Raw genomic sequence first — 26,886 nt, 5'->3', positions numbered from 1 at the left:
CCAAGCAAGGGCACCTCGGCCAAGTACGCAAACAACGCCCGGAGACGAGGCGCATCCGGCAGCACCCTTTTGGGGCCAGATAGAGACTCAGAAACCCAAAGCTTTCAGCTTCCCGCTATTGAAACGGAGGACTCGATCGTGACGCGTGCGCCCGACCATCGCCAACGGTGGGCTCCAAACTGATCGAAACTTCTCGTCGACCTTTGCAAGGTGATTGATCATCGGGGAGACCAAAGCCGAAACACTGGGGTTGGTGTCTCCAGTGACGCTGAACGAAGCTTCAGGGAAAATCCCAAATCTGCCGATTTCCCTGGCGCTGTCATTGCAACGATCGAGACAATCAGGGAGACCGGACCGGAGGCACGAGAGGCCGCGTCCTTCCGTGGGGTCGCTCCTCCAAACCGTTTGACGCAATTTAGAGATGTTGCCTTGACCCCGCACTAGCGTCTACTGCATCTCCCAGCGGGAGCGTCACCAATGGCGAGAAAGTCTGTCCGACGCAAGTCAACGATTTATGATATCGCGGTGGCGGCAAAGTCGTCCCCGACCGCCGTCAGTCTCGTCCTCAATGGCTCGTGGCAACAGCACCGGATCAAGGCGGAAACCGCAGCGACCATCCTCGATTGGGCTGAGCGGCTTGGCTATGCTGTCAACCTCAAGGCACGAGGATTGCGGCTTTCCCGATCCGGACTCGCTGGAATGATCTTGCCACATTACCGCAATCGCTTCTTCGCCGGATTGGCCGAAGCCTTTGAAGCGGAATCCCGCGTCCACCGCTTGTGCCCGATCGTCGTCAGCACCCATCGCAATCCTGATAACGAGTTGAGTGTGACGGAAACCCTGCTGGCTCAGCAGGTGGAATTTCTCTTCCTTGCGGGCGTTCGTGACCCCGATCCGCTGAATGATCTGTGCCGGGCAGCGGGCGTCCGGTGCATCAACATCGATCTGCCAGGCCGCCGGGCTCCCTCAGTTGTTTCTGACAACTACGGGGGCGCCAAGGCGCTCACAGAGATCATTGTTCAGAAATTGAAAGAACGAGGGGGCTCCACCGAAGATCTCTTCTTCTTTGGCGGGGTCAGCGATGATGACGCAACACGTAGCCGTTTGCTGGGTTTTCACGATGCGCTGGCAGCGCATGGGATTGTTACGGGCCCGGGCACGATTGACTGCTGCGGATACGCACCGACCAACGCTGCTCGGTCTCTCGCTGCACGATACGCTCAGCTTGGGCATCTGCCCTCAGGTATGTTCGTCAACGGCGTGACCGCTCTTGAAGGAACATTGCGGTTCACTTCGACACTAGCCTCAAGTGAGCTTGGACGGGTTGTTGTCGGAAGCTTCGACTGGGATCCATTCGCGGCGCATTTGCCCTTCGATGTGACCATGGTCCGACAGAATGTCGAGGTGATGATTGCTGAAGGATTTTCGCTTCTCGAGAATTATTCGATAGACCACTTTCCGCTGGTGACCGTACCGACCAGCTTTGGGCGAACCGGAGAGCATGACGGCGCCCAAGAAGATTGGGATTCGGCATCCAAATCGAGCATCGACCACTAGCAATTCTTTGTCACGAGACATCGTTGCAGAAGTTCAACTCCGTTCATCAGCACCTCGGATCTGGGTAGCACCGCCTCCACCCAAGGCTCGCGGGCGATCGCATGTCGTTCTACGGGTGCAGCCTGAGTGCGAAGGGCGGATCGTTTACATCAATCGAGAAATGTTTTTAGACGCTGGTGGCGTGACCGCCTTGCTAAATCTATTTAGCACCTTGACCGGCCGGCATTCAAAGTCTTTTATGGCGCGTTCTGGGAGGAATGCGGCGCCGAGTGCGTCAATGCCGTCGGGCACAAAGGGGTGGGCCAAACAAAGCCGACATGGGCAATAGGCAACTGAAAAACTCGTCAATCAGGGAGGAATTAAATGTTAGCAAAAACTATACTCGCGGCAGCGTTCGGCGCAGCCCTTTCGGTCGCCACAATGAATGCTGCGCTGGCAAAGGACGTCAAGGTTGGAGTTGTCGTGAAGATCGGCGGCATTCCCTGGTTCAATGCCATGGAAACGGGAATAAAGGAAAAGTCGAAAGAGCTTGGCGACGACGGCTTCATGGTCGGGCCGACCAGCGCCGACCCGGCACTTCAGGTCCGCGCGATCGAAGACCTGATAGCTCAGGGCGTCAGCGTAATTGGCGTCGTGCCGAATGATGCAAACGTTCTCGAGCCGGTTCTAAAAAAGGCGCGCGACACGGGCATCAAGGTCATAACCCATGAATCGCCAGACCAGGTGAACGCTGATTGGGACTTCGAAATGGTCTCGGCCGTTGGTTTCGGTGAGGCCCATGCCAAGCTATTTGCCGAGAAAATGGGCGGCAAAGGCAAGTACGTTGTGTACGTAGGTTCTCTTACTGTGCCCGCACACAATGCCTGGGCCGATGCTGCAATCGCCTACCTGAAGAAGAACTTTCCCGACATGCAGATGGTTGGCGACAGATATGGCGTCGCCGAGAGCGCCGATGACAGCCGAAAGACGGCTCTGGATGTGCTTGCCGCCAATCCTGACCTCGGCGGCTTCCTGACGTTCGGCAGTCAGGGACCGATCGGCGCCGGACGCGCGATCGAGGAGCAGAAGCTTGGTGACAAGGTGGTTCTTGTCGGTTCATTCTCGCCTAGCCAAGGCAGCGCAATGCTCAAATCCGGCATTATTGACGGCGGCTATATGTGGAATCCTCTGGAAGCGGGCAAAGTATTCGTAACGATGGCTGATTTTCTGGCGGGCGGCGGTGAAATCACCGACGGCATGACGATCGAAGGTCTGGGTGTCGTTCACCCTGACTTCAAAACCGGCACCATCATCGTGGACGCTGTGCAGCCTATCACGGTCGAAACGGTCGATGGTCTTGCAGCCCTAGGGCTTTAGATGGCGGACCATGGCTGGCGTGCCGGGGTGGCAAATCAATCCCGGCACGCCCCATCCTAGTCATTTCAGAAGGGCCCGCCGTGAACCTCGTCGCGTCTACGACGCAGGACCTCCCATCGGTTCTGTCGTTTAGCAACATAAGCGTCACATTTGGTGGCGTTAGAGCCCTCCAGGATGTCGCCTTCGAGGTTCTCCCGGGTGAAGTGCAATGCATCGCCGGTGAGAACGGCAGCGGCAAGAGCACCCTGATCAAGGTAATCACCGGCGTTTGTCAGCCGCTAGCCGGCGCAAACATGTCGATCGCCGGAAAGTCTGTCGACATCATGTCGCCGGCTGCGGCGCGCAGCGCCGGGGTGGAAGTCATCTGGCAGGACCTCGCACTGTTTCCTGAAATGACAGTCGCGGAAAATATCGGGATCAGAACTGTCCTCGGCAACATGCCTCGGCTCGTCGATCATTCGCGCATTCGCGAGGTGGCGCGAGGGCTGTTGGCGCGGCTTGGCGCCGACCTCGATGTCGACGCGCCTCTGCGTAGCTTTGCAATCGCCCAACGTCAGATCGTCGCCATCGCCCGGGCGCTCGCCGGCGATGCGAAGGTTATTTTCATGGACGAGCCCACATCGTCGCTTACTCAATCGGAAACAGACCGGTTGCTCGCGATCGTTCGAACACTCTCGAATGAAGGCATGGCCATCGTCTTCGTCAGCCATCGCCTTGCGGAAGTTCTGGAGATCTCAAGTCGCGTCACCGTTCTGCGCGACGGTAAGGTCGTTGGGGTGTTCCCGACCGCCGGAATGACCCAATCACGCCTCACCGAACTGATGACCGGCAAGACGTTCGACCAAACCGTGAGCGCGAGAAACCTTAGTGGATCACCCGTCGTGTTGAAGATCGATCGATTGACCCGCGCAGGCGACTATGACGACGTTTCGCTGACAATACGGCGAGGTGAAACGCTTGGCCTGACCGGGCTACTCGGCGCCGGTCGCACAGAACTCGCGCTTTCTATTTTCGGCATGCTGCGCCCAGACCGCGGCAGCATCGCACTCAACGGGACGGTTCTTCATCTGAACTCCAACCGCGACGCAATCCGCGCGGGTATTGGATATCTCTCCGAAGACCGCTTGTCCCTTGGTCTCATACAAGCTCAGTCCATCGCCGACAACGCCGTTATCCCGGTGCTCGACAAGATCCTTGATCGAGGGCTGATCTCCTCGGAGAAGAAGGACGCGCTCGTCAATCATTGGATCGAGGAATTGGCGATAAAAGTCGGGCGGCAGACCGATGCGATTTCCACGCTCTCGGGCGGCAACCAGCAAAGGGTGGCCATCGCCAAATGGCTGGCGGTCGGCCTGAAACTGATCATTCTTGATTCGCCAACCGTGGGGGTGGACGTTGGCGCGCGGGCCGGCATCTTCGAGATTGTCGCCAAGCTCGCTGCCGAAGGCCTGGCGATTCTGCTGATATCCGATGAAGTGCCGGAGGTCTATTTCAACGCCGATCGTATCCTTCATATGGCTGCGGGCAAGATAGTCGCCGAATACGATCCGCACGCCATCCCGCTCGGCGACCTGGAAGCTGCCGTCTATGCGTAACCGCGGCAAGCTCTTCCGGGCTCATCCCACCGAGACATGGCTCGTTGTGGTTCTTCTCATCATGAGCGCAGGTCTCTCCGTTGCGAGCGACAAATTCTTCACCATTGCCAATCTCTTCAATCTGCTCAACACAAGCTCGACAAATCTGATCTTCGCGGTTGGGCTGCTGGTGGTGTTGATCGCTGGGGGCATCGACATCTCCTTCGCTGTGGCCGCGTCAGTGGTTCAATACGTTGTGGCGCTGGCTCTAGCCCAAATGGGAGGTGGTGATTGGTTCATCGGCCTCACCTTGGCGGCAATTGTCGGGATCGCCCTGGGTGCGGTGAACGCCGGCCTCATCTACTATTTCCAGATCATTTCAATCGTTGTCACCATCGCCACCTTCAATATTTTTTTCGGCCTTCTGATGTTCTTCACGCACGGTGTATCGATCTACAATCTGCCTGCATGGTGGACGCATCGCACTGTGCTTTTCGAGTTCCAACAGGCGAATGGCAATTGGGCCGAGCTAACACTGCCGGTTGCGATCATGGCGGTCTGCGTCGCCGCCACCTGGGGGCTTATCCGGTATACCACCACGGGACGGCAGCTATACGCTTTTGGCGATAACCCGGAGGGCGCCCGTCGCCTCGGTATCAACATCGCGGCGATGCACTTCATTGCCTTCGGCTGGCTTGGTTTGATGGCCGGGATCGCGGGACTTGTGCAGGTGCACTATTCCCAGGAAATCGTGCCCAACGCATTGGTGGGGCGCGAGCTGGACGTGCTGGCAGCTGTTGTCCTTGGCGGTGCCAGGCTGGGTGGCGGGCGCGGCACCGTGCTCGGTTGCATCCTTGGCGTGTTTCTTGTGTCGGTGACGCAAAACGGGCTGAACCTCCTCGGCATCTCTCCCTATGCTTTCAAGATGATCGTCGGGGCGATCATCTTGATTGCCATCACGCTGTCCAACGCGCCGCTCGGGCATATCCTCGCGGGCTTGCGGCAGAGGATGGGTACATGACGCAGCGCGTGCTCGAAACTGGAGCGCTACGGCACGGATTCTTGCGCCGTCTTGCCGGCACGTTGGGCGCCGAGAATATCGGACTTTTGCTGGCATTGATTTTGGTGATTGCATTCTTCGGATCTCTCTCGCCGCGATTCCTGTCCAAAGCTACCTTTGAATCGGTGGCCTTCCAGTTGCCTGAACTTGGACTGCTTACGCTCGCGATGTTGATGCCGATCATCTCGGGCGGCATCAATCTCGCCGTGACGTTCACGGCCAATCTCTGTGGCCTCACGCTCGCCTGGGTTCTTCAGGCCAACGGAGGACCGGACGCAAGCATCTATGCCTTTCTACTCGGTTCCGTTCTTGCGGTCGGCGTTGGCACGGCAAGCGGCTTGGTCATGGGCCCGGTGATAGCCTATACCGGCGCGCACCCCATCCTCGTTTCGCTCTCGGTGATGATTTTCCTGCGCGGCCTTGGCGAGTTTCTGACCCGCGGCGCCGATATTTCGGGCTTTCCCGAATTCATCCAGCCCCTGGGCCACGGCAGCATCGTCGGCATTCCTGTCCCGCTGCTGATACTGCTCGGCGCAGTCATCGTCTGGCATGTTTTGATGACCCGAACCAGGCTTGGCTTTTCAAACTATATGGTCGGCTCCAACATCGAGGCGACGCGCTATTCCGGCATCTCGACGCGACGCGTGATCATTCTGATCTACGCGCTGTCTGGCGCCATGTGTGCGTTGGCCGGCATTATCATGATGGCACGATTCAATTCCGTCCGTGTCGGCCATGGCGAGTCCTATGTGCTGATTACGGTGCTTGCCTGCTTTTTGGGCGGGGTGAATCCGTTTGGCGGCTTCGGCAAGGTCGTTTCGGTCTTCCTAGCCCTCATCGTTTTGCAGTTGCTTTCTTCGGGACTGAATCTCTTGGGCGCCAGCCAGCACCTGGCCACAGCCATTTGGGGCATCATGCTGATCGGCGTCATGATCTTGCGGTGGGCTGCCGGGCAGCTCAATTTCATGAGGATAACACGATGAAGGGTTTTGGCGTTCATACGAGCATGTGGACGAGTGGTTGGTCCGTAGAGGGCGCCGAGCACACTGTAGCGGCGGTGAAAAAATACGATCTCGATTTCATTGAAATTTCGCTGGCCGATCCATTTTCTTGCGATGCCGATCACACCCGCAAGCTGCTGGCGGCAAATGGCATGCAGGCGGTGTGCTCGCTAGGGTTGCCCGAATATGCGTGGGCATCGCGCCACCCACAGGAGGCGATTGACTTTCTCAAGGTGGCTATCGACAAGACGGCCGACATCGGAGCCCAGGCGCTATGCGGCGTAATCTATGGCGGCATCGGCGAGCGTACTGGCGTGCCACCTACGCAGGACGAACTTGATAACATTGCGAAAGTGATGACGTCCGCCGCCGCGCAAGCCAAGTCTCGCGGCATCGAACTCGGTGTTGAAGCCGTGAACCGCTACGAGAACCACATCATCAACACCGCGGCTCAGGCGGTGGCACTAATCGAGAGAGTCGGCGCCGACAATATGTTCGTGCACCTTGATACCTATCACATGAACATAGAGGAGAAAGGTATGGGCAACGGTATTATCGTCGCCCGCGATTACCTCAAATATATCCACCTCTCCGAGTCTGATCGCGGCACCCCAGGCGAGGGCAATTGCAATTGGGATGAGACGTTCGCAACGCTGGCCGCGATCGGCTTCAAGGGCGGGCTCGCGATGGAGAGCTTCATCAACATGGATCCGCGTCTGGCGTTTGGCCTCAGCGTGTGGCGTCCGGTGGCCGAGAGTGAAGCGGTTGTAATGGGCAACGGTCTGCCGTTCTTGCGCAACAAGGCACGGCAGTACGGGCTGATCGCATAAGTTACATCGCCATGCGAGATCGAAACTCGGCACATCATGAGCCGACTGCATCGACATTGCGGCGACTGCCTTCGAAGCAGGAGCCGCTTGAGAGGCAATATTGCGGCGTTTTAGATCCCGGCCTTCGGCTGCCCCCCGGGCGCAAGCAGCCAACCGGTCGGCGATCGCAACTGCCGTGAACAATCTATTTCACCGGCTCGGGCATCACAGCCTGCCTTCGGCGGTTGCGAGCCGGCCCCGCATCAATTCGCGGCGCTTTCGAAACTCTGTGTATTCCTGGTCGGCCAGTACCCCGATCAGGATCACCGATCCACTCACGGCAAAGTTGAGTGAGGAGGGAATGCCTAGAAGATTGACAAGGTTCTGAAGCACCTGCAGCAAGATCGTTCCAAGCACCACACCAATGATTGAGCCTTCCCCGCCCCGCAACGAGAACCCTCCAAGGACGGCGGCGGCGATGGCGTAGAGCTCGTAGAAATTGCCGTGCGAGCTTGGCAGGATCGAGCGTGTGTACATTGCGAGAAAGATGGATGACAGCGCCGTCAGCCCGGCGCAGATCACATAGGCGCAGATGATAACCCGGCCGGTACGGATTCCCGAAAACCGCGCGGCCTCTTCATTTTTGCCGACGGCGTAGAGGTATAGTCCGAAGGCGGTACGGTGCAGAACGACCAACATCACCGCCGCCAGGACAAGCAGGAAGACAAAAGAATGAGGAATGGGAATGGAGGTAGGCATTGTTGGTAAGAACCGAAACCAGATCGGTGCGACCGGTGGTGAGATATTCCAGATCCTCGAAGCGGGTTTCGTAGGGAAAGCCTGCCGTCGCATCTTGGTGTTGCCCTGCTGCTCGCCGGCATGAAGATCGCCCGCACCATCCTGCGTCAGCCGGCCCTGCAGGCGGTGATCGCCGAGGAGCTGTCGCTGGGCGGGGCCGCCGACCTTTCCGATCAGTCCATAACAGACCACATCCTCGAACACGCCAAAACGGTCTATCACCCCTGCGGCACCTGCCGGATGGGCAGCGATGACCAGGCGGTGGTCGACCCGCAATTGCGCGTGCGCGGCGTGCCGCGCCTACGCATCTGCGACGCCTCGATCATGCCGCGTCTCATCAGCGGCAAAACCAACGCGCCGGTGATCATGATCGCCGACCGCTGCGCCGATTTCATCCTCGGCAGCGCTTAGCGAAAAACGGGCAGCCGAGAGAAATCCAGGCTGTTTTGAGACGGTGTATCTGTCCAGCGCATGCAGCGACTTGTCGCGACCGAAACCGGACAGCTTGACTCCGCCGGGCGGCACGGTGATGTCGGCGCCGCCATACATTGCATAGGTCCTATCAAATCGAGACTGGGACAGCGATGCCAACGCGCTGCTGTTGGCCGCCAGAAAGCTGGTGCGGATACGCCTGGAGAAATTCAGGCGATGCAGGCAGCTTCACCAGACGCAGCAGTTCCAGCAGCATCCATGACGGCGCCGAAGTCGCGCCCGGCTTCCAGATCATCGCTGCGCCGGCCACACGCCCGGCCACTCGGTCTACCTCGCAAACTACGGCAAGGAACAGCGCATGATTTCGGCCGACACGATGTATGTGCCAGCGCTGCTGGCGCCGCATCCGGAGTGGCAAGGCAGCTACGACCAGGACGGGCCGATGGCGATCACCACGCGGCACAAGCTGATCGATCGCGTGATTGCCGACAACATCCGGATCTCGGGCGGGGGCTCTCAGAGAGGTTCCTGCTATTGCTGCTGCAGGCCGGTGATCATGGCAATGATCTCGTTCTTATCGGTCTTCGCGGTCTCGCGAATTCCAATCTGCTTGCCACGCCTGAGAACACAGATGCGGTCGGAGAGCTTGAAGACCTGGTCGAGGCTGTGGCTGATGATCAGGATGCCGACATTGCGCTGCTTCAGCGACTGGACGATAGCCTCCACCCGGGCGGTTTCGGCAACGCCCAGCGCCGCCGTCGGCTCATCCAGCAGGATCAGCTTGCTTGCCCAATGCGTGGCGCGCGCGATCGCAACGCCCTGGCGCTGGCCGCCGGAGAGATCGCGGATAGTGGCGTGGGCGGAGGGGATGCGCACGTCCAGTTCCTTCACCAGTTTCTCGGTCTCGTCGATCATGCGGCGGCGGTCGAGCAAACCGAGGCGGTTCAGCGGCTCGCGGCCGAGGAACATGTTCATGTAGACCGTCTGCTGGTCGGCCAGCGCCAGGTCCTGGTAGACGACCTCGATGCCGTGCGCGCGCCCCATGGTGGCATTCGACATCGTCACCGGTTTTCCTTCGATGACGATGGTGCCGGACGAGGGCGGGTGGACCCCCGAGACGATCTTGACCAGCGTCGACTTTCCGGCGCCGTTGTCGCCGACGAGTGCAACGATCTCGCCCGGGAAAACCTCGAGCGAAAAACTCTCGATCGCGGTGATGCCGCCGAAATTCTTGCGAATGTCGTGCAGCTGAAGGATGGGCGCGCTCACCGTCATGTGTTTCTCCTAGACTGGCCAGGCATAGGGTTCACCGAAGCCGTTCTCGATGGTTTCCACTTTCGGATTGTCCGTCGAAATGCCCGACACGCCGACAATATGGGCGCGGGTGACGAAGGCCTGGCCACGGAAGCCGAACACGGCGCTGTCGCCAGGCTTCGGCGCGTTCGCGCCGGCGGCATCGATCATGGCGTAATAGTCGATCGCCGAGGGCGGCGGCACCTCGACGCTGCGCAGTGCCGAGCCTGCCGTTGTCGGTTCAGCCGAGACGATCGCCTTGACGTCGTAGTCGGGGAAGATCGGATCGATGTAGAAGCCGCCGCCAAGGCAATAGGCCTTGCCGCCGGAGAGATGCGAGACCTCGGCGAGATAGAGCACCGCCGGCAGCTCCGGCAAATCTTCCATGACATGCAGCGCGGTGGTGCCATGTAGTCCATTGCCGGGCTCGCACTGCGTCGCGCCGGCCTCGGCGAGTGCCGCCAGCATAACGCTCGACGTGGTGCCCGGCGCGTTGATCTCAATGTCCTTGCGGCCTGCCTTAGCCAGCGCTTCCGCAGCTTTCGCGAGCGTCGCCAGATTGGGGGTCGGCAGCACTTTTCGCGAAGCATGGTCGAACAGCAGAGCAGGGAAAGTGGTGATGCCGGCGAAACGGCCGCCTTCGACGGCATCCAGCCGGTCGGCGACATCGATAATGTCGGCGGCATTGAAACCGCCTTCATGGCCGCGATAGAAGATATCGCCTTCGGCGGCGATGCGGGCCAGCAGATGCTGCACATAGCCGGCCGCCTTGGCGCCTGTTGCCGCTTCCCCAGCCTTGGTATCATTGAACACGGTCCAGTAGTCCGGCTTGAAGGTTTTCGCCGCAGCCGCCGCTTCGAATTTTGCGACCTGCTGGAGATGGCCGAGATGGCCAAGCTTCATGCCTGCCTTGTGGGTGGCGCGGGCGCAAGCCATGTCGACGGCGACCGCGCGGTCAATGCCGCCGCGCATCACAGCCCGGCAGAACGACGAGGAGCGGCCGACCTGCTTGGTCATGGCGAAGATCTTCAGGCCGTTGCGGTTGGCCTCGCTCTTGAGAACCCGCGCATTGGCCTCAACCGTGTCGAGATCGAGCACATAAGCATTGGCCGGCAGCTTACCTTGCTGGTGCAACCGGATAGCTGATTCGATGAAGGCGGGGTTGCGGCGGCGCAAAATGTCGAGAAACATGGATGGCTTCCTTCAGCGGTTCTTTTCGCGCAGCGACACGGCGACTGCGGTCAGGATGATGAGGCCGCGCACGATCATCTGGTCGGAGACCGACAGGCCCATCAGGATCAGGCCGTTGTTGAGCATGCCCATCATCAACGAGCCGACCAGCGCGCCGACCACGGAGCCCTTGCCGCCATTGAGCAGCGTGCCGCCGACGATGACGGCGGCGATGACCGTCATCAGGTCGGTTTCGCCGAGAGTATATTTCGCCGCCTGCAGGCGACCGGCATAGAGCAAGCCGGCAAGACCGGCGAGCCCGCCGCTGATGGTCAGCACGGCGAGCCTGATCCTGGGCACGCTGATGCCCGATACGCTTGCGGCGCGGGCATTGTCGCCGGTCGCCAGCACATGCGCGCCGAAACGGGTTTCGCGGAACACCAGGTGGCCGATGGCCACGGCAATCACCGACCACCAGACGAGTGAGGGGACACCGAGCAGCGAGCCGGAACCGAAGAAGCCGGTGAACGCTTCGTTGGTCACCGAGATCGAGCGAAGGTCTGTCATCGAACGCGAAACGCCGGCGAACAGGCCGAGCGTCGCCAGCGTCACCAGGAAGGAGGGCAGCCTGACATACGCCACCAGCACGCCGTTGATGACGCCGATCAGCAGGCCGGCGCCGAGGCCGGCGACTATCCCTGCCGGCATGCCGTACGCGTTGATGGTGACGGCGGCTGCAAGGGCCGCCACCGCCACGATCGAGCCGATCGACAAATCTATTTCGCCGGCCGACATGACGAAGACCAGGCCGATGGCCATGATCGTCACCGGCGTCGTCTGCAACACGATGTTCGATAAGTTTCGGACGGTGAGGAAGCCGCTGTCCCTCAGCACAATGGCGAAGAACAGGAAGATCGCCAGGAAACCGAGGTAGACGACATATTGCTGCAGATTGAAGCGGCTGGCGAAGCTGCTACCGGCGCTGGTGTTGGCACTGGACATTTTATTCCTCCGGTGGTGAGCGCTTCGCCTCGAGCCTATTTCACCGCGTCCGCGATAGCCGCCGGTACGTCCCTGTTGAGGGACTTCTTCCAACCGTCCTTCACCGTGTCCTTGGTGACGGCGATGGAATCTACGGCATAGAATGGTTCGGCCTTCTTGCCGACCAGAGAACCTGCCGAGGCGCGCGCCAGCGTCACGCCAATGCTGTAGGCCTCGTCGGCGACGAGGGCCGCGATGTTGCCGCCCTTGACCATGTCGAGCGCGGCAGGCTCATTGAGGTCGAGCGTGACAATCTTGGTGTGCGTGTTGCCGGCACCGCGCAAGGCCGAAAGCACGCTCAGCGCCGGTTCGGCCCAGGTGACATAGATGCCGTCCAGGTCCGGATGCTGGGTGATCATCGCCTGGGCGATGTCTTCGCTGCGCGCCGGGTCGGCCATGCCGGCCTCGGCCTCGATCTTCATATCGGGATAGTCCTGCTCGATGGTCTTCTTGAAGGCCTGGTCGCGCTGGTTGGTGACGTAGAAGTCGGCATCGTGGAAGATGTAGCCGACCTTGCCTTTCTTGCCGAGCGCCTCGGCCATGGCGATGCCGGCCTTGTTGCCCATCTGAAAGAGATCGTCGGAGACGATGGTGACATAGTCCCTGCCCTGCTTGTAGCCGGCCGGGGAATTGTCGACGAAGCCGAGCTTGACGCCGGCCTGTCGTGCCGGATCGTAGACCGAAGCTGCAGTCGCCGGATCGACGGGAAGCGACAGGATGATCGACGGCTTTTTGGCCATCACCGTCTCGATATCGGCCTTCTGTCGCGCGGCGTCGAAACCGGCATCGGTCTGCGCCACCACCTCGATGCCGAGGCGCTTGAATTCGTCATGGGCGCCGGCATTGACGGCGTTGGTGTATTCGCTCATCTCGTGCCAGACGAGGGCGGCGGTGAACTTGCCGTCCTTGATCTGCTGCTCTTCGGCTGGCGTCAGCGTAAGACTGCTCGCCGGCACCGGCTTTTCACCATTCGGTCCTGTGGTGACGCCTTCGGCGGCGAAGGCGTGCATGGCTAGCAGGCTCGCCACCGTCGTTATGATTACAGATGCTTTGCGCATGTCCCGGTTCCCTTTTTGTTGTGTCGAAGAAAAGCTCCGGTGCGGCGGGCCGCGCCGGAGCGAGAGCCTTACTTGAACGCGTCGAGCACCGGCTGCGGCGCGTCGCGGTTGAGCGAGTCCTTCCAGCCCTGCGCGACATTCTCCTTGGTGACGGTCAGGGCCGGGGCGACGACGAAGGCTGGTGTCGGCTGGCCAAGCAGCGACTTCATGCCGGAAGCAGCCATGGCGCGGCCGAGTTCATAGGCCTTGTCGGCGACGAGGGCTGCGACATTGCCGCCCTTGACCATGTCGAGCGCGACCGGCTCGGCGAGGTCGAGCGTGACGATCTTGGTCCTGGCGTTGCCGGCGCCGCGTAGCGCTGACAGCACGCCGTCGGCCGGCTCGGCCCAGGTCACGTAGATGCCGTCGAGATCGGGATGTTGCAAAAGCATCGCGTTGGCCAGTTCCTCGGCGCGGGCCGGGTCGGATATGCCCTGTTCGGCGACGATCTTGATGTCGGGATAGACCTTCTCGATGGTGGTCTTGAAGGCTTGGTCGCGCTGGTTGGTGACGTAGTAGGCAGCGTCGTGGAAAATGTAGCCGACCTTGCCCTTGCCGCCGATCGCCTTGGCCATCGCGTCCGCAGCCTGCTTGCCCATCTGGAATAGATCGTCAGTCACGATCGAAGCGTAGTCGGTGCCCTGCTTGTAGTCCTTGGGCAAGTTGGACAGGAACACCAGCTTGGTGCCGTCCTTGACCGCCTGGCGGAAGGCTTCTGCCGAGGTGACCGGGTCGAGCGGCAGCGCCAAGATGACGTTGGGCTTGGCGGCCAACGCCGTCTCGATGTCGCTGCGCTGGCGGGCGGAGTCGAACTGGGCATCCGTTTTGACCGCAATGGTGATACCGGCGCGGGCGAATTCGTCGGTGGCGCCGGCGGTTACCGCATTGGTGAAATCGGACGAGGTGTGCCAGAGCAAGGCAGCCTTGTAGCCCTTGTCCTTGAGCGCGGCGATGTCGGCATCGCTTAGGATCACGTCGGCGCTCGGCGTGGCGCTCTCGCCCTGCGGGCCGACCGTCTGTGCGAAAGCTGGGTTGGCGGCAAGCATCAATCCGCCGGCAAAGGCGGCGGCGATCAGTGTCTTCATCGGCATGTCAGTTCTCCCATTTTGCTTCGTTGGTGGTTCAGTCGGCCACGCCGCAATAGCGGGCCATGAAGGCGGCGAAGCCGACTATGCCGGCGAAATATTCCTCGACATCCACGTGCTCCTCGAATGTGTGGCAATTCCTGATGTCGCCGGGCGCGCAATAGACGGCAGGAATACCGAGCTGATTGATGATGAAGGGGGACTCCGACCAGAACGGTGCGCCCTCGATGACGCCGCGTCCGCTCATTGCGCCGGCCATCGCGTCGGACAGCATGGCGACTTCCGCCCGCGTTTCGCCGATCTCGGCAGCGGTGCCGCCCAGCCTGTGGTCGCGGCCGGCGGGGTAGGCGAACTCTACCGAAATATCCGGATCGGTGATCGCGCCGCGCACGGCAGCCTCGATCTCGGCGGCGGCGGTGTCGAGGTCTTCGCCAGGCAACAGCTTACGGATCAGCGAGAGCGTGCAGCGCTCGGGAACGGCAATGTAGCCGCCGCCGGCAAGCCCGGTGATAAGCAGGAAGCCGCGCCCGACCAGTTTGTGCTCGGCGCGCGCGGCGACCTCATCCGAATGCTTCCAAAGCGCCGTCATCGCGGCATGGCTTGCACGGAGCGCATCCTTGCCGAGTTCTGGCACACCGAAATAGGCGGATTTGCCGGTAATCGAGATATCGGTGATGAAGAAGCCGATCTGCGCCGCATAAACGGCCAGGCGGGTCGGCTCGACATAGACGCTGAAATCGGGTGCTGTGACCTCGCCGGTCTCGATGCGTCCGACGAAGTGCTTGATCCCGGCGGAAATGCCGGTGCCGGGCTGGCCGCTCTCCTCGTCGCCGATGAAAGCGAAGGCGACGTCGCCCTTGAGGCGAACGCCTGCCTTGTCGAGTAGCGCGAGTGCCGCCAGCGAAGCAGTGATGCCGGCCTTGAGGTCGCCTGAGCCGCGGCCCCAGACAGCACCATCAATGATCGGGGCGGCGAACGGATCCTCACGCTCGGTGCCTGCCCAATGCTCGCGCCAGCCGTCGACATGGACGGTGTCGGTATGGCCCATGAACAGCAGGCGCTTTCCCTGGTCGGACCCCTTGCGCTCGCCCCAGATGTTGGGCCGCCCGGGAAGAAATTCCGTCCTGGTCAGGCCGCTGAGGTCAAGGTCGCGCATCCTGGCTTCTAGGAAGTCGACGAAGTTGGCTTCGTTGCCGGTGATGCTCTCTCGGCCGATGGCGCGGCGAAACAGCGTTAGTGCGTCGTCGCGGTCGAGCGCTGCCTGCAGGCGGGCGGTAATATCGTGAGTCATATCGCGGCCTCCTTCAGGGCGGCGGCCTGGGCAGGCGGCAGCGAAATCCGGCCATCAGGCGCGTCGACGCCGAACAGCGTGTTGTGCAACTGGCCAAGGCCGATTGCCGCCGCGCCAATGAGGGCTGCGCGTGCGCCGAGTTCGCTCGCCTCGACCCTGACCGGATAGGGGAAGCATAGCGGCAGAAGCGCCTGCACCCTGGACAGGATTTCGGGCCGCAACCCAATCGAGCCGCCCAGGATAAACTTTTCTGGATTGGCGATTGCCGCGATTGCCGCAACGCCTTGCGCCAGATGGCGGGCAGTTTCGTCGAGCACGGTGAGCGCGTCCTTGTCGCCAAGCGCGGCATTCTCGAATATTGCCGGCACCGAGACCTGCCTGCCGGTGAGAGCGTGGTAGCGATCGGTCATGGCGTGGGTGGCCACCGCGCGTTCGAATGCGCCGGTGCGCAGTGATTCCTCGGTGAAGGGATCGGCCCCGATCGGCATGAAACCGATCTCGCCGGCGGCGTGCCCAGCACCCCGCACCAGATGGCCGCCCAGCATCAGCCCGCTGCCGATGCCGGTGCCGAGCGCGATGTAGGCGAGATTGTCGATGCCCTGGCCTTGGCCGAGCCAGTTCTCGCCAAGCACCGCGAGATTGACGTCGTTCTCGATCATCACCGCGACGCCGAGCGCTTCTTCGAAGGCATCCAGCACATTCATTGTGTCGAAGCCGGCAATGTTCGGCGCCATTAAAATGCGGCCGGTGGCCGGGTCAGGAGCGCCAGGCGCGCCGATGACGGCCAGGCGTATCTTCTTGCGCGCGACGTGCTGTCTGGCCGCGGCATCGAAGGCCAGCGCTGCAATCTGATCGACGACGAACTGGCCGCCGCGCGGGTCGGTCGGTGTGGCGGCTTCGGCAAAGATCTGGCAGGCAAGGTCCGTCAGCGCGACCCGCACCTTGGTGCCGCCAAGGTCGACGGCGATGATATAGGCTGCGTCGTGGACCAGTTCGTAGGTGACGGCGGTGCGCCCGACATGGCCGCTGGTGCGGCCGGTTTCCTGGACCCAGCCCTCCTGCTCGAGCCCGCGCATGATTTCGGAGATGGTCTGCTTCGACAGGCCCGTCAGCTTGGCGATCGAGGCGCGGGAGATCGGCCCGCCCTGGACGATCGCTTCCATCACGGAGCGCTGTGAGAACTGACGGGATATGCGCGGCAGGTCAGTCACATTGAACTCCCGTTAATTCGTTCTATGACCGAACTTATTATTCGGAACTGGACCTGTCAATGTATGTTCGCGAGCGGCCGTTTTTGCACGCGAACATTGATCCGGAGGCAGGATTCAGGCGCGGTGCTGCCGTTCGGCAGAAGATAAATGCGGTCAGGGAGTGGCTGGATCAGCTTCTTGAATCAATTGGGCGAACAGCTTCGCAGCGCATTGACAAATAACGATCATGCTAGTCTCTGAGGGGCACTGTTTTCTACAGGAGATCAATACAGCGGATGGTTCGCCGGTCCATATCTCTCGTATTCTCTCGTATGGGTCTGTCGAACCATGGGACGATGAACGAGACCAACTATTGGCTTCGAGAATATCGGTGATGTACCGCGGGTCTGCGTCCCAGTGAATGGCTCAAATGGGGCCGGCAGCGGAACGTCCGTTTGCAGTTTGCAAACGTGGATAACTACCATACCGCCTTAACTCGCAAAGACCCGTTTGACGCCAACTGGGCTGGCCCGAAGCCGACCTCTCCGTCCAGCATAGTCCGATCATATTCGGCGCAAGCTGCTCGCTTGAACCGTGGGATAGAATTCCGCCAATCTCGACCCGCCTATGCCTGGGTGGCCCCTGCTCACAATCACGAGCGTAGCGCCATCTTTCCGAATGGCCGGGTGAGGCTGGAGAAATCGCCGCTGAACCTTCTCGACCAGCCATTCTCCGGCTTTGGCAAAAAGCCGGTTCGAAGGCTTTTCCGCCATGTGCCGTTGCCTTTCGCAACGAACGGTCAACCGACTGTGAATAGCACTTGCAGGCACGTGGTTGTCAGGCGCCCACCGAACTTGACAAGCAGTCTTGCAGGAACTGCGTCGAGCACTGAACGTTTGACCAAGCGCGGGCATCTCCGCCTTGGCTAAGGACCATCAATGTTCACGTTCATGTTTGCCACCGGCATCGAGAACAGCACCCCCACCATTCGACAAGGCCGGGAGCGCGTCGACGAAATGGAAAAATGCCGCTTCTACGAACGATGGCGCACCGACTTCGAACTGGTCCAGGATCTCGGGGTGCATTTCCTCCGCTACGGACCTCCCATCCACAAAACATGGCTGGGTGACGGACGTTATGATTGGGCATTCGCCGATGAGACCTTCGCGGACCTGAAGGCGAAAGACATTCTTCCGATCGTCGACCTTTGCCATTTTGGCGTGCCGGACTGGATTGGCAACTTCCAGAACCCGGACTTTCCGACACTATTCGAGCACTACGCCAGGGATTTCGCGATGCGCTATCCGTGGATCCAGCTCTTCACCCCAATAAATGAGATGTTCATCTGCGCCACCTTTTCGGCCCGCTGGGGATGGTGGAACGAACAACTGAGCAGCGACACTGCTTTCGTCACCGCCCTCAAGCACATCGTGAAGGCGAACGTGCTTGCCATGCGGGCGATTCTCGAGGTGCGGCCGGACGCCATCTTCATTCAGAGCGAATCCTCGGAATACTTCCACGCCGATTCTCCCGAGGCGGTCGGCAGAGCGGAACGGTTCAACAGCGAGCGTTTCCTGTCGCTTGACCTCAACTACGGTCATGACGTCGACGCGCACACCTATCGCTATCTTCTCGAAAACGGGATGACGGCCGAAGAATACAGTTTCTTCCTGGAAAGCCATCTGCGCAGGCATTGCGTGATGGGCACCGACTATTACCAGACCAACGAACATCGGGTTTGGGCAGACGGAACGACGTCCGGGTCCGGCGAGGTGTTTGGCTATGACGAGATCACGCGGCAGTACTTCAACCGCTACCGGCTTCCCGTAATGCATACGGAGACCAACATCAGCGAAGGCCCCAATGGAGACGAGGCCGTCTATTGGCTGTGGAAAGAGTGGGCCAACGTGCTGCGGATCCGCAACGATGGCATCCCCATCGTAGGCTTCACCTGGTACTCGCTGACGGATCAGGTGGACTGGGACAGTGCGCTTCGGGAGAACAACGGACGGATTAATCCGCTCGGCCTCTATGACCTCGACCGAAATCCGAGGGCGGTGGGGCGCGCTTTCAAGGCGCTGATCGCGAACTGGAACAAGCTGTTGGCCACACAAAGTGTCTGCCTTGCTTTGCCGGTCTTTCTTCCCTCACAGCAAGACGATGCCATTGTTCGCGCGCAACAGGATTATGCGCGCAGCCTGCTGAGCGTGGATCGGGTCGCTGAAGGCTGGACTGAACCACTTGCTGCTCCCCAGAAAGAGGTCGAACCCGATGCGCCTGGATAACAAGACTGCATTGTAACCGGTGCTGCAAGCGGCATTGGACTGGCCATCGCCATGCGGTTGGGCACCGAAGGTGCACGGGTGAGCCGACGTGGGTGGAGGCAAGGTCGAGAAGGCGCGCATCAGTTCGACAAGGGGCGCGCCGGGGAGGCCGCTATCACGGTGCTGTCGACTTGCGCTCACGCGTTCGGCAGGTTGGTAATAATCGTCAACAACGCGCCGGCCTGATAATCTTTAACCATTGAGGCATTCACTAGCGCGGTCTGGCTGAAGGTGCTGAGCGTCGACCTGCTGGGCGCAATTTATTTCGCCCGAAAGGCATTCGCTCATATGACATCTGGCGGCGTCATCGTAAACGTATTGAGTGTGCGCGGTCGAGACGAGCTCCGCATGTCAAGCTATACGCTGCGGCAAAGGCCACCCTCCTGTCTCTAACCGAGACGCGACGGATATTGCACCTTGGCCGACTGGGCATGACTCCGGACGATTACCGAACCAAATGGAACCTGCCTCGCAATTACCCGATGGTGGCACCCAACCATTCGGGAAGCGCTCTGCATATCGCCTATAACACCCCAGTGGGCGGACAGCTCTCGCCTGAGGCGTCAGTCGTCCTTGAGGCGCTCCGGCATCGCATTGGAGACCCAAGGCTGGTGCACAAGGATCATGACATTGAATTCCACTCTTTACAGGAACAAGTGCCTTTCCTCGGGATTAGGATTCGACGCCGCAACGGCGTCGAACCCCAAAGGAGACTCACATGAAACGTAAGATTTTGACAGCTACAGCGATCTCTCTCTGTCTCGCCACCGCGGCCTTGGCGCAGTCGTCGGGAACATCCAGCGGCACGAACGGAACGTCCGGCTCATCGGCCGGGTCGGGTATGAGCTCTACGTCCGGCTCCGGCCAAAGCGGTATCCCGAGCGGCTGGGACAGCAAGCTCTCCGGCTCATTCTTCAGCGACGCCAATTCGGGAAGACTTCTGTCGCAGGATGAGATCCGCAAGAACTGGTCGTCCCTGAGCTCTGAACAGCAGGCACAGGTTCGCTCCGACTGCTCGAGAATGACGGCCAGTAACGGCACTGGCTCTGGCACAATGACCGGCACGTCAGGTAGCTCGGCTTCGACCGGCAGTGATACAACGGCGAGTATCGGCACCGGCTCTGGCACAGCCACCGGCACTTCAGGCAGCTCTGGTTCGACCGGCAGTAACACCACGGCCAGCAACAGCACTGGTTCGGGTACAACCACCGGCACGTCGGGATCCTCGAATACAGCTGGCGATACGACCGCCAGCACCAGCACGGGTTCGGGCGCGAACTCGGCTGCTCAAATGGCTTCGATGCGGCAACTCTGCACTCAGGTTCAAGGGATGTGAGTGAATGCGGCGCTCCGGGCCGGCTTGGCCGGAATAAGAAGAGGCCTTGAAGGCCCGGGCATCGCTTTGGTTTGGTAGCCATTTCGGCGCTGAAGTCGGCCGGAGATCGGGGTGACAACTCGGCGCTTGTCGCGCTGCTTTTCTATCGCCGGCGACCGTCCCTCGCCAATAGCGCGCTTCGCGTCGAGACACTTCTCCCGGCTGAGGCAAGCGAGATTCCGTCCCGTCCATACCTGCCAAGATAGACCGTCTCGCGGCCTCCGTTGAGCCTGTAGTCCAGCCGAAAGGAGATCGCACCACTGGGCATCGCGCGGACATACATGCCGTCACGGTCTGCAATCTTATAGATTTTCTCTTTTGGTTTCAGTGCCTTAAGGGCGGCATCCGTCAGCATACCCATTGCCTTCTGAAAAGTACCGTCAGTACAATTTCGAGGCTGCGTGGCAGGAAATTCCTTTTTTCTTCAATGCCTTAGGCAGAAAAAAGTACCGTCACGAGCCTCGTTGGCTCCTACGGTACTTGGAAAAACTCGGGTGGGCAATGTGCGGAAGGGTCCGTCAACCGGTCCGTCAAAGTTAATCTTTGCGTACCGATTGTCGCTGATTGTCCGTGAAGGATTTATTTTTGTTTTCAGTAGGTTACATCGCAGATCGGCATATTTCGGCGGCGTTTGAGTGGGCCTGAATCACTCCCACTCGATGGTGCCTGGCGGCTTTGACGTCACGTCGTAGACGACGCGGTTGATGCCGCGGACTTCGTTGATGATGCGGGTGGCCGCCGCGCCGAGGAAAGCCATGTCGTAGTGGTAGAAGTCGGCGGTCATGCCGTCGACGGACGTCACGGCGCGCAGGGCGCAGACGAATTCGTAGGTGCGGCCGTCGCCCATCACACCGACGGTCTGCACCGGAAGCAGCACGGCGAAAGCCTGCCAGATGGCGTCGTAGAGGCCGGCCTTGCGGATCTCGTCGAGATAGATGGCGTCGGCCTCGCGCAGGATTTCGAGCTTTTCGCGGGTGATACCGCCGGGGCAGCGGATGGCAAGGCCTGGTCCGGGGAACGGATGGCGGCCAATAAAACTTTCGGGCAGGCCGAGTTCCTTGCCCAGTGCCCTCACCTCGTCCTTGAACAGTTCGCGCAGCGGCTCGACCAGCTGCATGTTCATGCGCGCCGGCAGGCCGCCGACATTGTGGTGCGACTTGATGGTCACCGACGGGCCGCCGGTGAAGGAGACGCTCTCGATGACGTCGGGATAGAGCGTGCCTTGCGCCAGGAAATCGGCGCCGCCGAGTTTCTTGGCCTCTTCCTCGAACACTTCGATGAACAGCCGGCCGATGGTCTTGCGCTTCTTCTCGGGGTCGGACTCGCCTTCCAGCGCCGAGATGAATTTTTCAGACGCGTCGACCAGGATCAGCGGCAGATTGTAGTGCTGGCGGAACATCGCCACGACGCCGGCCGCCTCGTCCTTGCGCATAAGGCCATGGTCGACAAGAATGCAGGTCAGCTGGTCGCCTATCGCTTCGTGGATCAGCAAGGCAGCGACCGATGAATCCACGCCGCCCGACAGCGCGCAGATCACCTTGCCCTTGCCGACCTGTTTGCGAATGGTCTCGACCGCGTGCTCACGATAGGCGCGCATCGTCCAGTCGCCTTCGATGCCGGCGATGTTGTGCACGAAGTTTCTCAGCAGCCTGGCGCCATCCGGCGTATGCACCACTTCGGGGTGGAACATGATGCCGTACATCTTGCGCGCGACATTGCCGAAGATGGCGAAGGGCGAGCCTTCCGACTTGCCGAAGACTTCGAACCCCTTGGGCAGCGAGATGACGCGGTCGCCATGGCTCATCCACACCTGGTGGCGCTGGCCTGGCGCCCACAGGCCCTCGAACAGCGGGCTGTCCCTCTCGATCTCGACGAAGGCACGGCCGAATTCGCGATGGTTCGAGCTTTCGGCTACGCCGCCCATCTGCACGCACATGGCCATCTGGCCGTAGCAGATACCGAGCACCGGCACGCCGGCATCGAAGACGATCTGCGGCGCGCGCGGGCTGCCGATGTCCGATGTCGAGGAGGGACCGCCCGACAGGATAACGGCTTTTGGATTGATGCGCTTGAAGGCAGCTTCGGCCGATTGGAACGGCACGATCTCGGAAAACACACCGGCCTCGCGGATGCGGCGGGCGATGAGCTGCGTGAACTGGCTGCCGAAATCGATGATGAGAACGGTGTCCGCCAGGACGGTGTCGGAATGATTGGCTGTCGTCATGGCGAGCCTTTAGAGAAAGAAACGAGTCGGCGCAATGGGTTGCGTAACCCGACTTTCAGAGCGGTGCAGGCTCGCCCGCAGGCGGCTCCTTGCGCAGCGTGCCCGACCCGATGGCCTGTTCGAGGCGCATGACTGCATCCGCCAGCTTCTCATCGATGACATGCAGGTATTCGGTCCAGTCGCCGACATGCCGCAGATCGGCAGCGCCGTCGGAAATGCCGCGCAGGCCGATCAGCGGGATATCGAACAGCTGGCAGGCGCGCAGGCAGGCGAAGGTTTCCATGTCGACCATATCGGCGGCGATGGCGTCGTAGGCGGCGCCAGTAATGATGGCGCCGCCGGTCGACAGCGTGGCTTGCCTGATGTCAGGAATCCTGAACGGCAGCGGCACGATCACCGGCAGGTCGAGAAACGGCGTCACGCCCTTTTCGAAGCCCAAGGGCGAGGCGTCGATGTCGCGATAGCTGACCGAGACCGCCTGGTAGATTTCCGTCTGCTCAAGCGTGCGGCTGCCGGCGGAGCCGAGCGAGACGACGATATCGGGCAGCGCTTTTTCCGGCTTCAGCCGAGACAATTCGGCGCCAAGCCGCACGCCTGCCTCGACCGGGCCGACACCCGTCATCAGCGGGGTGAACAGCTTTTGCAGATGCGGACCGTATTCGGCCTTGGCCGCCATGACGAAAAGGACATCCTTGCCGCCAATTCTCGTAACGCTGGCCATCATCCCGCTATCCCGTCACGGCCAACCACCGTCATCATCGTGCCGGTCATGGTCGCGATCAGCTTGGCCTCGCCATCGGCGGCAAAGGCGTACGCTTGGCCATCGGCGACAATGATGGTGCGGCCGGGTTTGGTCACCGAGCCGCGGAACAGGAAGCGTTCGCCCCGGCCGGGCGCCAGGAGGTTGACCTTGAATTCGATGGTCAGCACGCCGGAATTTTCCGGCATCAGCGAGAACGCGGCATAGCCGCAGGCCGAGTCCAGCGCCGTCGAAATCACCCCGGCATGCAGGAAACCGTGCTGCTGGGTCAGTGCCTGGGAATAGGGCATTTCGATCTCGATGATGCCCGGCGTCACAAGGGTCAGCTCGGCGCCAATGGTCGCCATCGCCTGCTGGTGGGCGAACGACGCCCTGACGCGGTCCTCACAATCGGGTGCGGGTACGATCTTTGCTGCCATGGCCATCGCCCTGATTTATCTGCAAAGCTTATCGCAGACGCCTGAACGCCACGCAAATGCTTTTGCTGCACTGCAGCAAAGCACTCAGTTCAACAGGAGCAGCGACGCGTTGAGCAAGGTGGCGAAGGCCACCCATAGGGCATAGGGCGCAAACAGCCATCCGGAAACCCGGTCGCGGTTCCACACCGTGGCTATGAACAGCGCAATGCTGGCGAGAAGAGCCAGGATCACGACCAGTGCCGGCCCCACCAGTTTGGCGCCGAAGAAAGTCGGCGACCACGCGAAGTTCAGAACAAGCTGGAGGGCCCAGATCTTCATCGCGGCGCCTGCTCGTTCCCGCTCCCATGTCCGCCAGCCGGCTACGGCGATGAGGACATAAAGGAGCGTCCAGGCCGGCGCGAAGACCCAGTTGGGCGGGTTGAAGGGCGGCTTGGCGAGCGAGGCATACCATTCACCCGGCAACGTCGCATAGCCGATCAACAGGCCGCTGCCGAGCACCAGAATGAGGAAAAGCAGAGGCGACACATATCTTTGCAAGAATTCTACCCCGTCTGGCGGCCGACGCCGCGCATCTGCAACTGGCGCTATGTCAGCCTGTAAATCGCAGCGTCAATTCGCCCCACGCAGCGCACAGAAATAGAACCCGTCGGTGCCGCTGAGCGCCGGCGACAGCGAGATATCGCTTGTCTTGCCGATCCGGGCGGCCGCTGCGTGACCGGGGAAGCTGACATCCCAGAGCGCGCGATGATCGACCGGGACAAAGCCCTTGTGCCGCTCGCGGAAGGCAGCGATCTGCTCGCCATTCTCCTCGTCGAACACCGAACAGGTGATGTAGACCAGCAGGCCGCCCGGTTTGACATAGGCCTTGGCCGCGTCGAGGATCGCCGACTGCTCGCCCTTGCGGGCATCGAGCTGTCTTTGCGTCAGCCGCCATTTGGCGTCGGGACGGCGCCGCCAGGTGCCGCTGCCGGTGCAGGGCGCATCGACCAGCACAATGTCCATATGGCCCACGAGGGGGCTGAGTTCAGCCGGCTTGGTGACGACCTGCACGTTGCGGTTTTCCGAACGGCGGAGGCGGTCGAAGATCGGCGCCAGTCGCGCCTTTTCGGCATCATGGGCGAAGACCTGGCCTTTGTTGGCCATCGCCGCAGACAGCGCCAGCGTCTTGCCGCCGGCGCCGGCGCAGAAGTCGAGCACCTGCATGCCGGCCTGCGCGCCGGCAAGGGCGGCAACGATCTGCGAACCCTCGTCCTGGACCTCGAACCAGCCTTTCTGGAAGGCCGGCTCGGCCTGTACGTTCGGGTGCCTGCCGTCGCCGTCGATGGGCGGGATGCGAATGCCTTGCGGCGCGATAGCAGCCGGTTTGGCGCCAGTGTCGGCGAGTTCGGCCAGCACTTTGGCGCGGTCGGATTGCAGCGTATTGACCCTGATGTCGAGCGGCGGGCGGGTCGCCAAAGCCGCCCCTTCCGCAACCCAGTCTGCGCCAAAGGATCGTTCGAAGAGCGGCGCGCACCAGTCGGGTATGTCCGCCCGCACCGCCTCCGGCGCGTCTTCAGGCCGGCGCTCGGCCAGCGCCTGCAACTCGGCGGCGCTGAGCAGCGGCGGCGCGAACTTGTCACCCTGGAGCGCATCGTTGAGCGATTGCGGCGTCTGGCCCCATTCGATGAGCAGCGCGCCGAAGCCGATGGTGCGGGGCGTGTCTTCACCTAAAAGCCAGCCGGCGGAACGTTTGTGGCGCAGCGCGTCGTAGACGATGTTGCCGATCGCCGCGCGGTCGCCGCCGCCCGCAAAGCGATGCGACAGGCCCCAATCTTTCAGCGCATCGGCCACCGGCCGGTGGCGCCGGCCAATGTCGTCCAGCACTTCAATGGCTGCCGCCAGCCGTCCGCCCAGTCGCATTCGTCATTCCATCTATCGAGCACAGTATCTTTCGGCCTGCTCTTAGAGCGTTTCGCGTCGAGATTGAACCCCGCTTGAATTTCGCGGCGACGAGGCCTTCCGCTCGCGGCCGACGATTTTCCCCGCCGGCAAATGTCCGCCCGCCGGCGATAACAAATCTCAAATATATGCAAGGTCTCTAATGTTGGTAACTGGCCGCCGTAAGCACGATCTGTGGCGCAATTGCTCTGCTTTCCAAGCTTTTGCGTTGGGAATACTCTTTGCGCCATGATTCGCGGCGCGGAAAAGCGGACCGACGGATCGATACGAGGAGAGGGCAATGAAAACGTATCTTGCGGAAGTTCTAGGGACATTTCTATTGGTGTTTATCGGCACGGCGTCGGTGGCGACGGGTGGCTTTCTCGCCGACTTGCCGCTGGGCCAGGAAGCCATCGGCCTGGCGTTCGGCATCGGCCTGATTGCGGCGGCTTACGCGGTGGGTCCCATCTCAGGCGCACATCTCAACCCGGCCGTCACGCTCGGCGTCTTCCTTGCCGGCCGGCTGCCGGCCAAGGGTGTGATTCCTTACTGGATCGCGCAGATCATCGGCGCCATTCTGGCCTCGCTGGCGCTGTGGATCATCGTCTCCGGCCAGACCGGCGGGCACACCACCGGTTTCGGCGCCAATGGCTGGGACGTGGCGAAATGGGGGACGAGTTCGGCCTTCCTGTGGGAGCTGATCGGCACCTTCACCTTCGTCACCGTCATCCTCGGCGTCACCGCCGAGAAGCACTCGACGGCGTTCGCCGGCCTGGTCATCGGCCTGACGCTGGCCGGACTGCACTTCGCAATGATCCCGGTGACCGGCACCTCGCTCAATCCGGCGCGTTCGATCGGCCCGGCGCTGTTTACCGGTGCCGCAGCCCTCAGCCAGCTCTGGCTGTTCATCGTTGCGCCGCTGATCGGCGGCGCAATCCCTGGCGTCGTCCCCAAGGCACGCAAATTCGAAAAGGACTGATTTCGAAGCCTGCGAAAACGAAGGGGGGGGGGGCGCGGGCCCGGCCCGGGGGTGGGGGGGGGGGTGTTGGAGGGGGGGGGGGCACGCGGGAGGGGGGGGACCGGGTAGGACCGGAGGGAGCGAGCCCCCCCCGT

General features: G+C 61.2%; 26 protein-coding genes and 2 pseudogenes. 12 read left to right on the top strand and 16 right to left on the bottom strand.

Annotated elements, in window-relative coordinates; genetic code table 11:
- The first annotated feature begins 477 nt into the window (after positions 1-477).
- The 6 genes from NKI37_RS10190 to NKI37_RS10165 all read left to right on the top strand — a co-directional run bounded on the left by NKI37_RS10190 (position 478) and on the right by NKI37_RS10165 (position 7,378).
- The gene (locus NKI37_RS10190; RefSeq protein ID WP_023692318.1) at positions 478-1,557 is read left to right on the top strand and encodes a substrate-binding domain-containing protein; all 1,080 of its coding nucleotides are present in this window, start codon (positions 478-480) and stop codon (positions 1,555-1,557) included.
- Positions 1,558-1,920: 363 nt separating this feature from the next.
- Entirely contained in the window at positions 1,921-2,913 is a 993-nt protein-coding gene (locus NKI37_RS10185; RefSeq protein WP_023704355.1) for a substrate-binding domain-containing protein, read from the top strand.
- A gap of 80 nt (positions 2,914-2,993) precedes the next feature.
- Positions 2,994-4,508: a sugar ABC transporter ATP-binding protein gene (locus NKI37_RS10180; protein WP_352787508.1), complete on the top strand. Its 1,515-nt coding sequence runs from the start codon at positions 2,994-2,996 to the stop codon at positions 4,506-4,508.
- The gene (locus NKI37_RS10175) at positions 4,501-5,508 is read left to right on the top strand and encodes an ABC transporter permease (RefSeq protein WP_023681803.1); all 1,008 of its coding nucleotides are present in this window, start codon (positions 4,501-4,503) and stop codon (positions 5,506-5,508) included. The genes NKI37_RS10180 and NKI37_RS10175 overlap by 8 nt, the downstream gene beginning before the upstream one ends.
- Positions 5,505-6,530: an ABC transporter permease gene (locus NKI37_RS10170; protein ID WP_023667740.1), complete on the top strand. Its 1,026-nt coding sequence runs from the start codon at positions 5,505-5,507 to the stop codon at positions 6,528-6,530. Before NKI37_RS10175 ends, NKI37_RS10170 begins: the two co-directional genes overlap by 4 nt.
- Positions 6,527-7,378: a sugar phosphate isomerase/epimerase family protein gene (locus NKI37_RS10165; protein WP_023704358.1), complete on the top strand. Its 852-nt coding sequence runs from the start codon at positions 6,527-6,529 to the stop codon at positions 7,376-7,378. Before NKI37_RS10170 ends, NKI37_RS10165 begins: the two co-directional genes overlap by 4 nt.
- A 204-nt stretch (positions 7,379-7,582) precedes the next feature.
- On the opposite strand, the gene NKI37_RS10160 is transcribed toward NKI37_RS10165, so the two are convergent.
- Positions 7,583-8,116 carry an ABC transporter permease gene (locus tag NKI37_RS10160; protein WP_502882089.1) on the bottom strand — a complete coding sequence of 178 codons (534 nt, stop codon included), beginning with the start codon at positions 8,114-8,116 and terminating at the stop codon, positions 7,583-7,585.
- 120 nt (positions 8,117-8,236) lie between these two features.
- On the opposite strand from NKI37_RS10160, the gene NKI37_RS10155 reads away from it, so the two are divergent.
- Positions 8,237-8,566: a GMC oxidoreductase gene (locus tag NKI37_RS10155; RefSeq protein WP_023740511.1), complete on the top strand. Its 330-nt coding sequence runs from the start codon at positions 8,237-8,239 to the stop codon at positions 8,564-8,566.
- 151 nt (positions 8,567-8,717) lie between these two features.
- Here the strand turns inward: NKI37_RS10155 and NKI37_RS10150 are convergent, their stop codons facing one another.
- Positions 8,718-8,882 (bottom strand): hypothetical protein, encoded by a 165-nt coding sequence (locus tag NKI37_RS10150; protein WP_155922419.1) that lies wholly within the window; start codon positions 8,880-8,882, stop codon positions 8,718-8,720.
- Between NKI37_RS10150 and NKI37_RS10145 the strand changes: the two are divergent.
- Positions 8,842-9,095 (top strand): annotated as a pseudogene (locus tag NKI37_RS10145) (MBL fold metallo-hydrolase); the annotation flags it as partial. The gene NKI37_RS10150 and the pseudogene NKI37_RS10145 sit on opposite strands and share 41 nt — an antisense overlap.
- A gap of 23 nt (positions 9,096-9,118) precedes the next feature.
- On the opposite strand, the gene NKI37_RS10140 reads toward NKI37_RS10145, so the two are convergent.
- From NKI37_RS10140 to NKI37_RS10110, 7 genes are all read right to left on the bottom strand, one after another.
- On the bottom strand, positions 9,119-9,862 hold the full coding sequence (locus tag NKI37_RS10140) for an ATP-binding cassette domain-containing protein (protein WP_023686849.1): 744 nt from the start codon (positions 9,860-9,862) through the stop codon (positions 9,119-9,121).
- 9 nt (positions 9,863-9,871) lie between these two features.
- A complete protein-coding gene (locus NKI37_RS10135; RefSeq protein ID WP_023818638.1) occupies positions 9,872-11,071 on the bottom strand; it encodes an alanine racemase in 1,200 nt (399 codons plus the stop codon).
- A gap of 12 nt (positions 11,072-11,083) precedes the next feature.
- Complete coding sequence (locus tag NKI37_RS10130) at positions 11,084-12,052, bottom strand: ABC transporter permease (RefSeq protein WP_023686847.1); 969 nt, start codon at positions 12,050-12,052, stop codon at positions 11,084-11,086.
- 35 nt (positions 12,053-12,087) lie between these two features.
- A complete protein-coding gene (locus NKI37_RS10125) occupies positions 12,088-13,149 on the bottom strand; it encodes a substrate-binding domain-containing protein (RefSeq protein WP_352742392.1) in 1,062 nt (353 codons plus the stop codon).
- A 68-nt stretch (positions 13,150-13,217) separates the two neighbouring features.
- A complete protein-coding gene (locus NKI37_RS10120) occupies positions 13,218-14,279 on the bottom strand; it encodes a substrate-binding domain-containing protein (RefSeq protein WP_031194643.1) in 1,062 nt (353 codons plus the stop codon).
- A gap of 31 nt (positions 14,280-14,310) precedes the next feature.
- Positions 14,311-15,564, bottom strand: a complete 1,254-nt coding sequence (locus tag NKI37_RS10115) for a M20 family metallopeptidase (RefSeq protein ID WP_352462144.1) — start codon at positions 15,562-15,564, stop codon at positions 14,311-14,313.
- Positions 15,561-16,775 (bottom strand): ROK family transcriptional regulator, encoded by a 1,215-nt coding sequence (locus tag NKI37_RS10110; RefSeq protein WP_023681814.1) that lies wholly within the window; start codon positions 16,773-16,775, stop codon positions 15,561-15,563. Before NKI37_RS10110 ends, NKI37_RS10115 begins: the two co-directional genes overlap by 4 nt.
- Before the next feature lie 917 nt (positions 16,776-17,692).
- Between NKI37_RS10110 and NKI37_RS10105 the strand changes: the two genes are divergently transcribed.
- From NKI37_RS10105 to NKI37_RS10095, 3 genes are all read left to right on the top strand, one after another.
- On the top strand, positions 17,693-19,039 hold the full coding sequence (locus NKI37_RS10105) for a family 1 glycosylhydrolase (RefSeq protein ID WP_023667728.1): 1,347 nt from the start codon (positions 17,693-17,695) through the stop codon (positions 19,037-19,039).
- Positions 19,040-19,090: 51 nt separating this feature from the next.
- On the top strand, positions 19,091-19,264 hold the full coding sequence (locus tag NKI37_RS10100; protein WP_352787504.1) for a Rossmann-fold NAD(P)-binding domain-containing protein: 174 nt from the start codon (positions 19,091-19,093) through the stop codon (positions 19,262-19,264).
- 245 nt (positions 19,265-19,509) lie between these two features.
- Complete coding sequence (locus tag NKI37_RS10095) at positions 19,510-19,800, top strand: MucR family transcriptional regulator (protein ID WP_502896302.1); 291 nt, start codon at positions 19,510-19,512, stop codon at positions 19,798-19,800.
- Here NKI37_RS10095 and NKI37_RS10090 read toward each other — a convergent pair.
- The 7 genes and pseudogenes from NKI37_RS10090 to NKI37_RS10060 all read right to left on the bottom strand — a co-directional run bounded on the left by NKI37_RS10090 (position 19,793) and on the right by NKI37_RS10060 (position 25,755).
- Positions 19,793-20,335: a protein TonB gene (locus tag NKI37_RS10090; protein WP_352519028.1), complete on the bottom strand. Its 543-nt coding sequence runs from the start codon at positions 20,333-20,335 to the stop codon at positions 19,793-19,795. The two genes, NKI37_RS10095 and NKI37_RS10090, sit on opposite strands and share 8 nt — an antisense overlap.
- Before the next feature lie 195 nt (positions 20,336-20,530).
- A pseudogene (locus tag NKI37_RS10085) lies at positions 20,531-20,808 on the bottom strand (Arm DNA-binding domain-containing protein); the annotation flags it as partial.
- A gap of 291 nt (positions 20,809-21,099) precedes the next feature.
- A complete protein-coding gene (gene guaA / locus NKI37_RS10080; RefSeq protein WP_352787500.1) occupies positions 21,100-22,677 on the bottom strand; it encodes a glutamine-hydrolyzing GMP synthase in 1,578 nt (525 codons plus the stop codon).
- Between the two features lie 55 nt (positions 22,678-22,732).
- Positions 22,733-23,401 (bottom strand): 5'-methylthioadenosine/S-adenosylhomocysteine nucleosidase, encoded by a 669-nt coding sequence (locus tag NKI37_RS10075; protein ID WP_023695121.1) that lies wholly within the window; start codon positions 23,399-23,401, stop codon positions 22,733-22,735.
- Complete coding sequence (locus NKI37_RS10070) at positions 23,398-23,856, bottom strand: PaaI family thioesterase (protein ID WP_352787498.1); 459 nt, start codon at positions 23,854-23,856, stop codon at positions 23,398-23,400. The genes NKI37_RS10075 and NKI37_RS10070 overlap by 4 nt, the downstream gene beginning before the upstream one ends.
- A gap of 84 nt (positions 23,857-23,940) precedes the next feature.
- Complete coding sequence (locus tag NKI37_RS10065) at positions 23,941-24,381, bottom strand: TspO/MBR family protein (protein ID WP_023667723.1); 441 nt, start codon at positions 24,379-24,381, stop codon at positions 23,941-23,943.
- Between the two features lie 84 nt (positions 24,382-24,465).
- Entirely contained in the window at positions 24,466-25,755 is a 1,290-nt protein-coding gene (locus tag NKI37_RS10060) for an RsmB/NOP family class I SAM-dependent RNA methyltransferase (protein WP_352787495.1), read from the bottom strand.
- Positions 25,756-26,074: 319 nt separating this feature from the next.
- On the opposite strand from NKI37_RS10060, the gene NKI37_RS10055 reads away from it, so the two are divergent.
- The gene (locus NKI37_RS10055) at positions 26,075-26,752 is read left to right on the top strand and encodes an MIP family channel protein (RefSeq protein WP_352794427.1); all 678 of its coding nucleotides are present in this window, start codon (positions 26,075-26,077) and stop codon (positions 26,750-26,752) included.
- Positions 26,753-26,886 lie beyond the last annotated feature (134 nt).

Origin of the sequence: Mesorhizobium sp. M0626 (assembly GCF_040320665.1) — a bacterium.
Classification (GTDB): domain Bacteria; phylum Pseudomonadota; class Alphaproteobacteria; order Rhizobiales; family Rhizobiaceae; genus Mesorhizobium.
The sequence above is the reverse complement of the archived record's forward strand: the minus strand, read 5'-3'. Positions and strand labels throughout refer to the sequence as shown.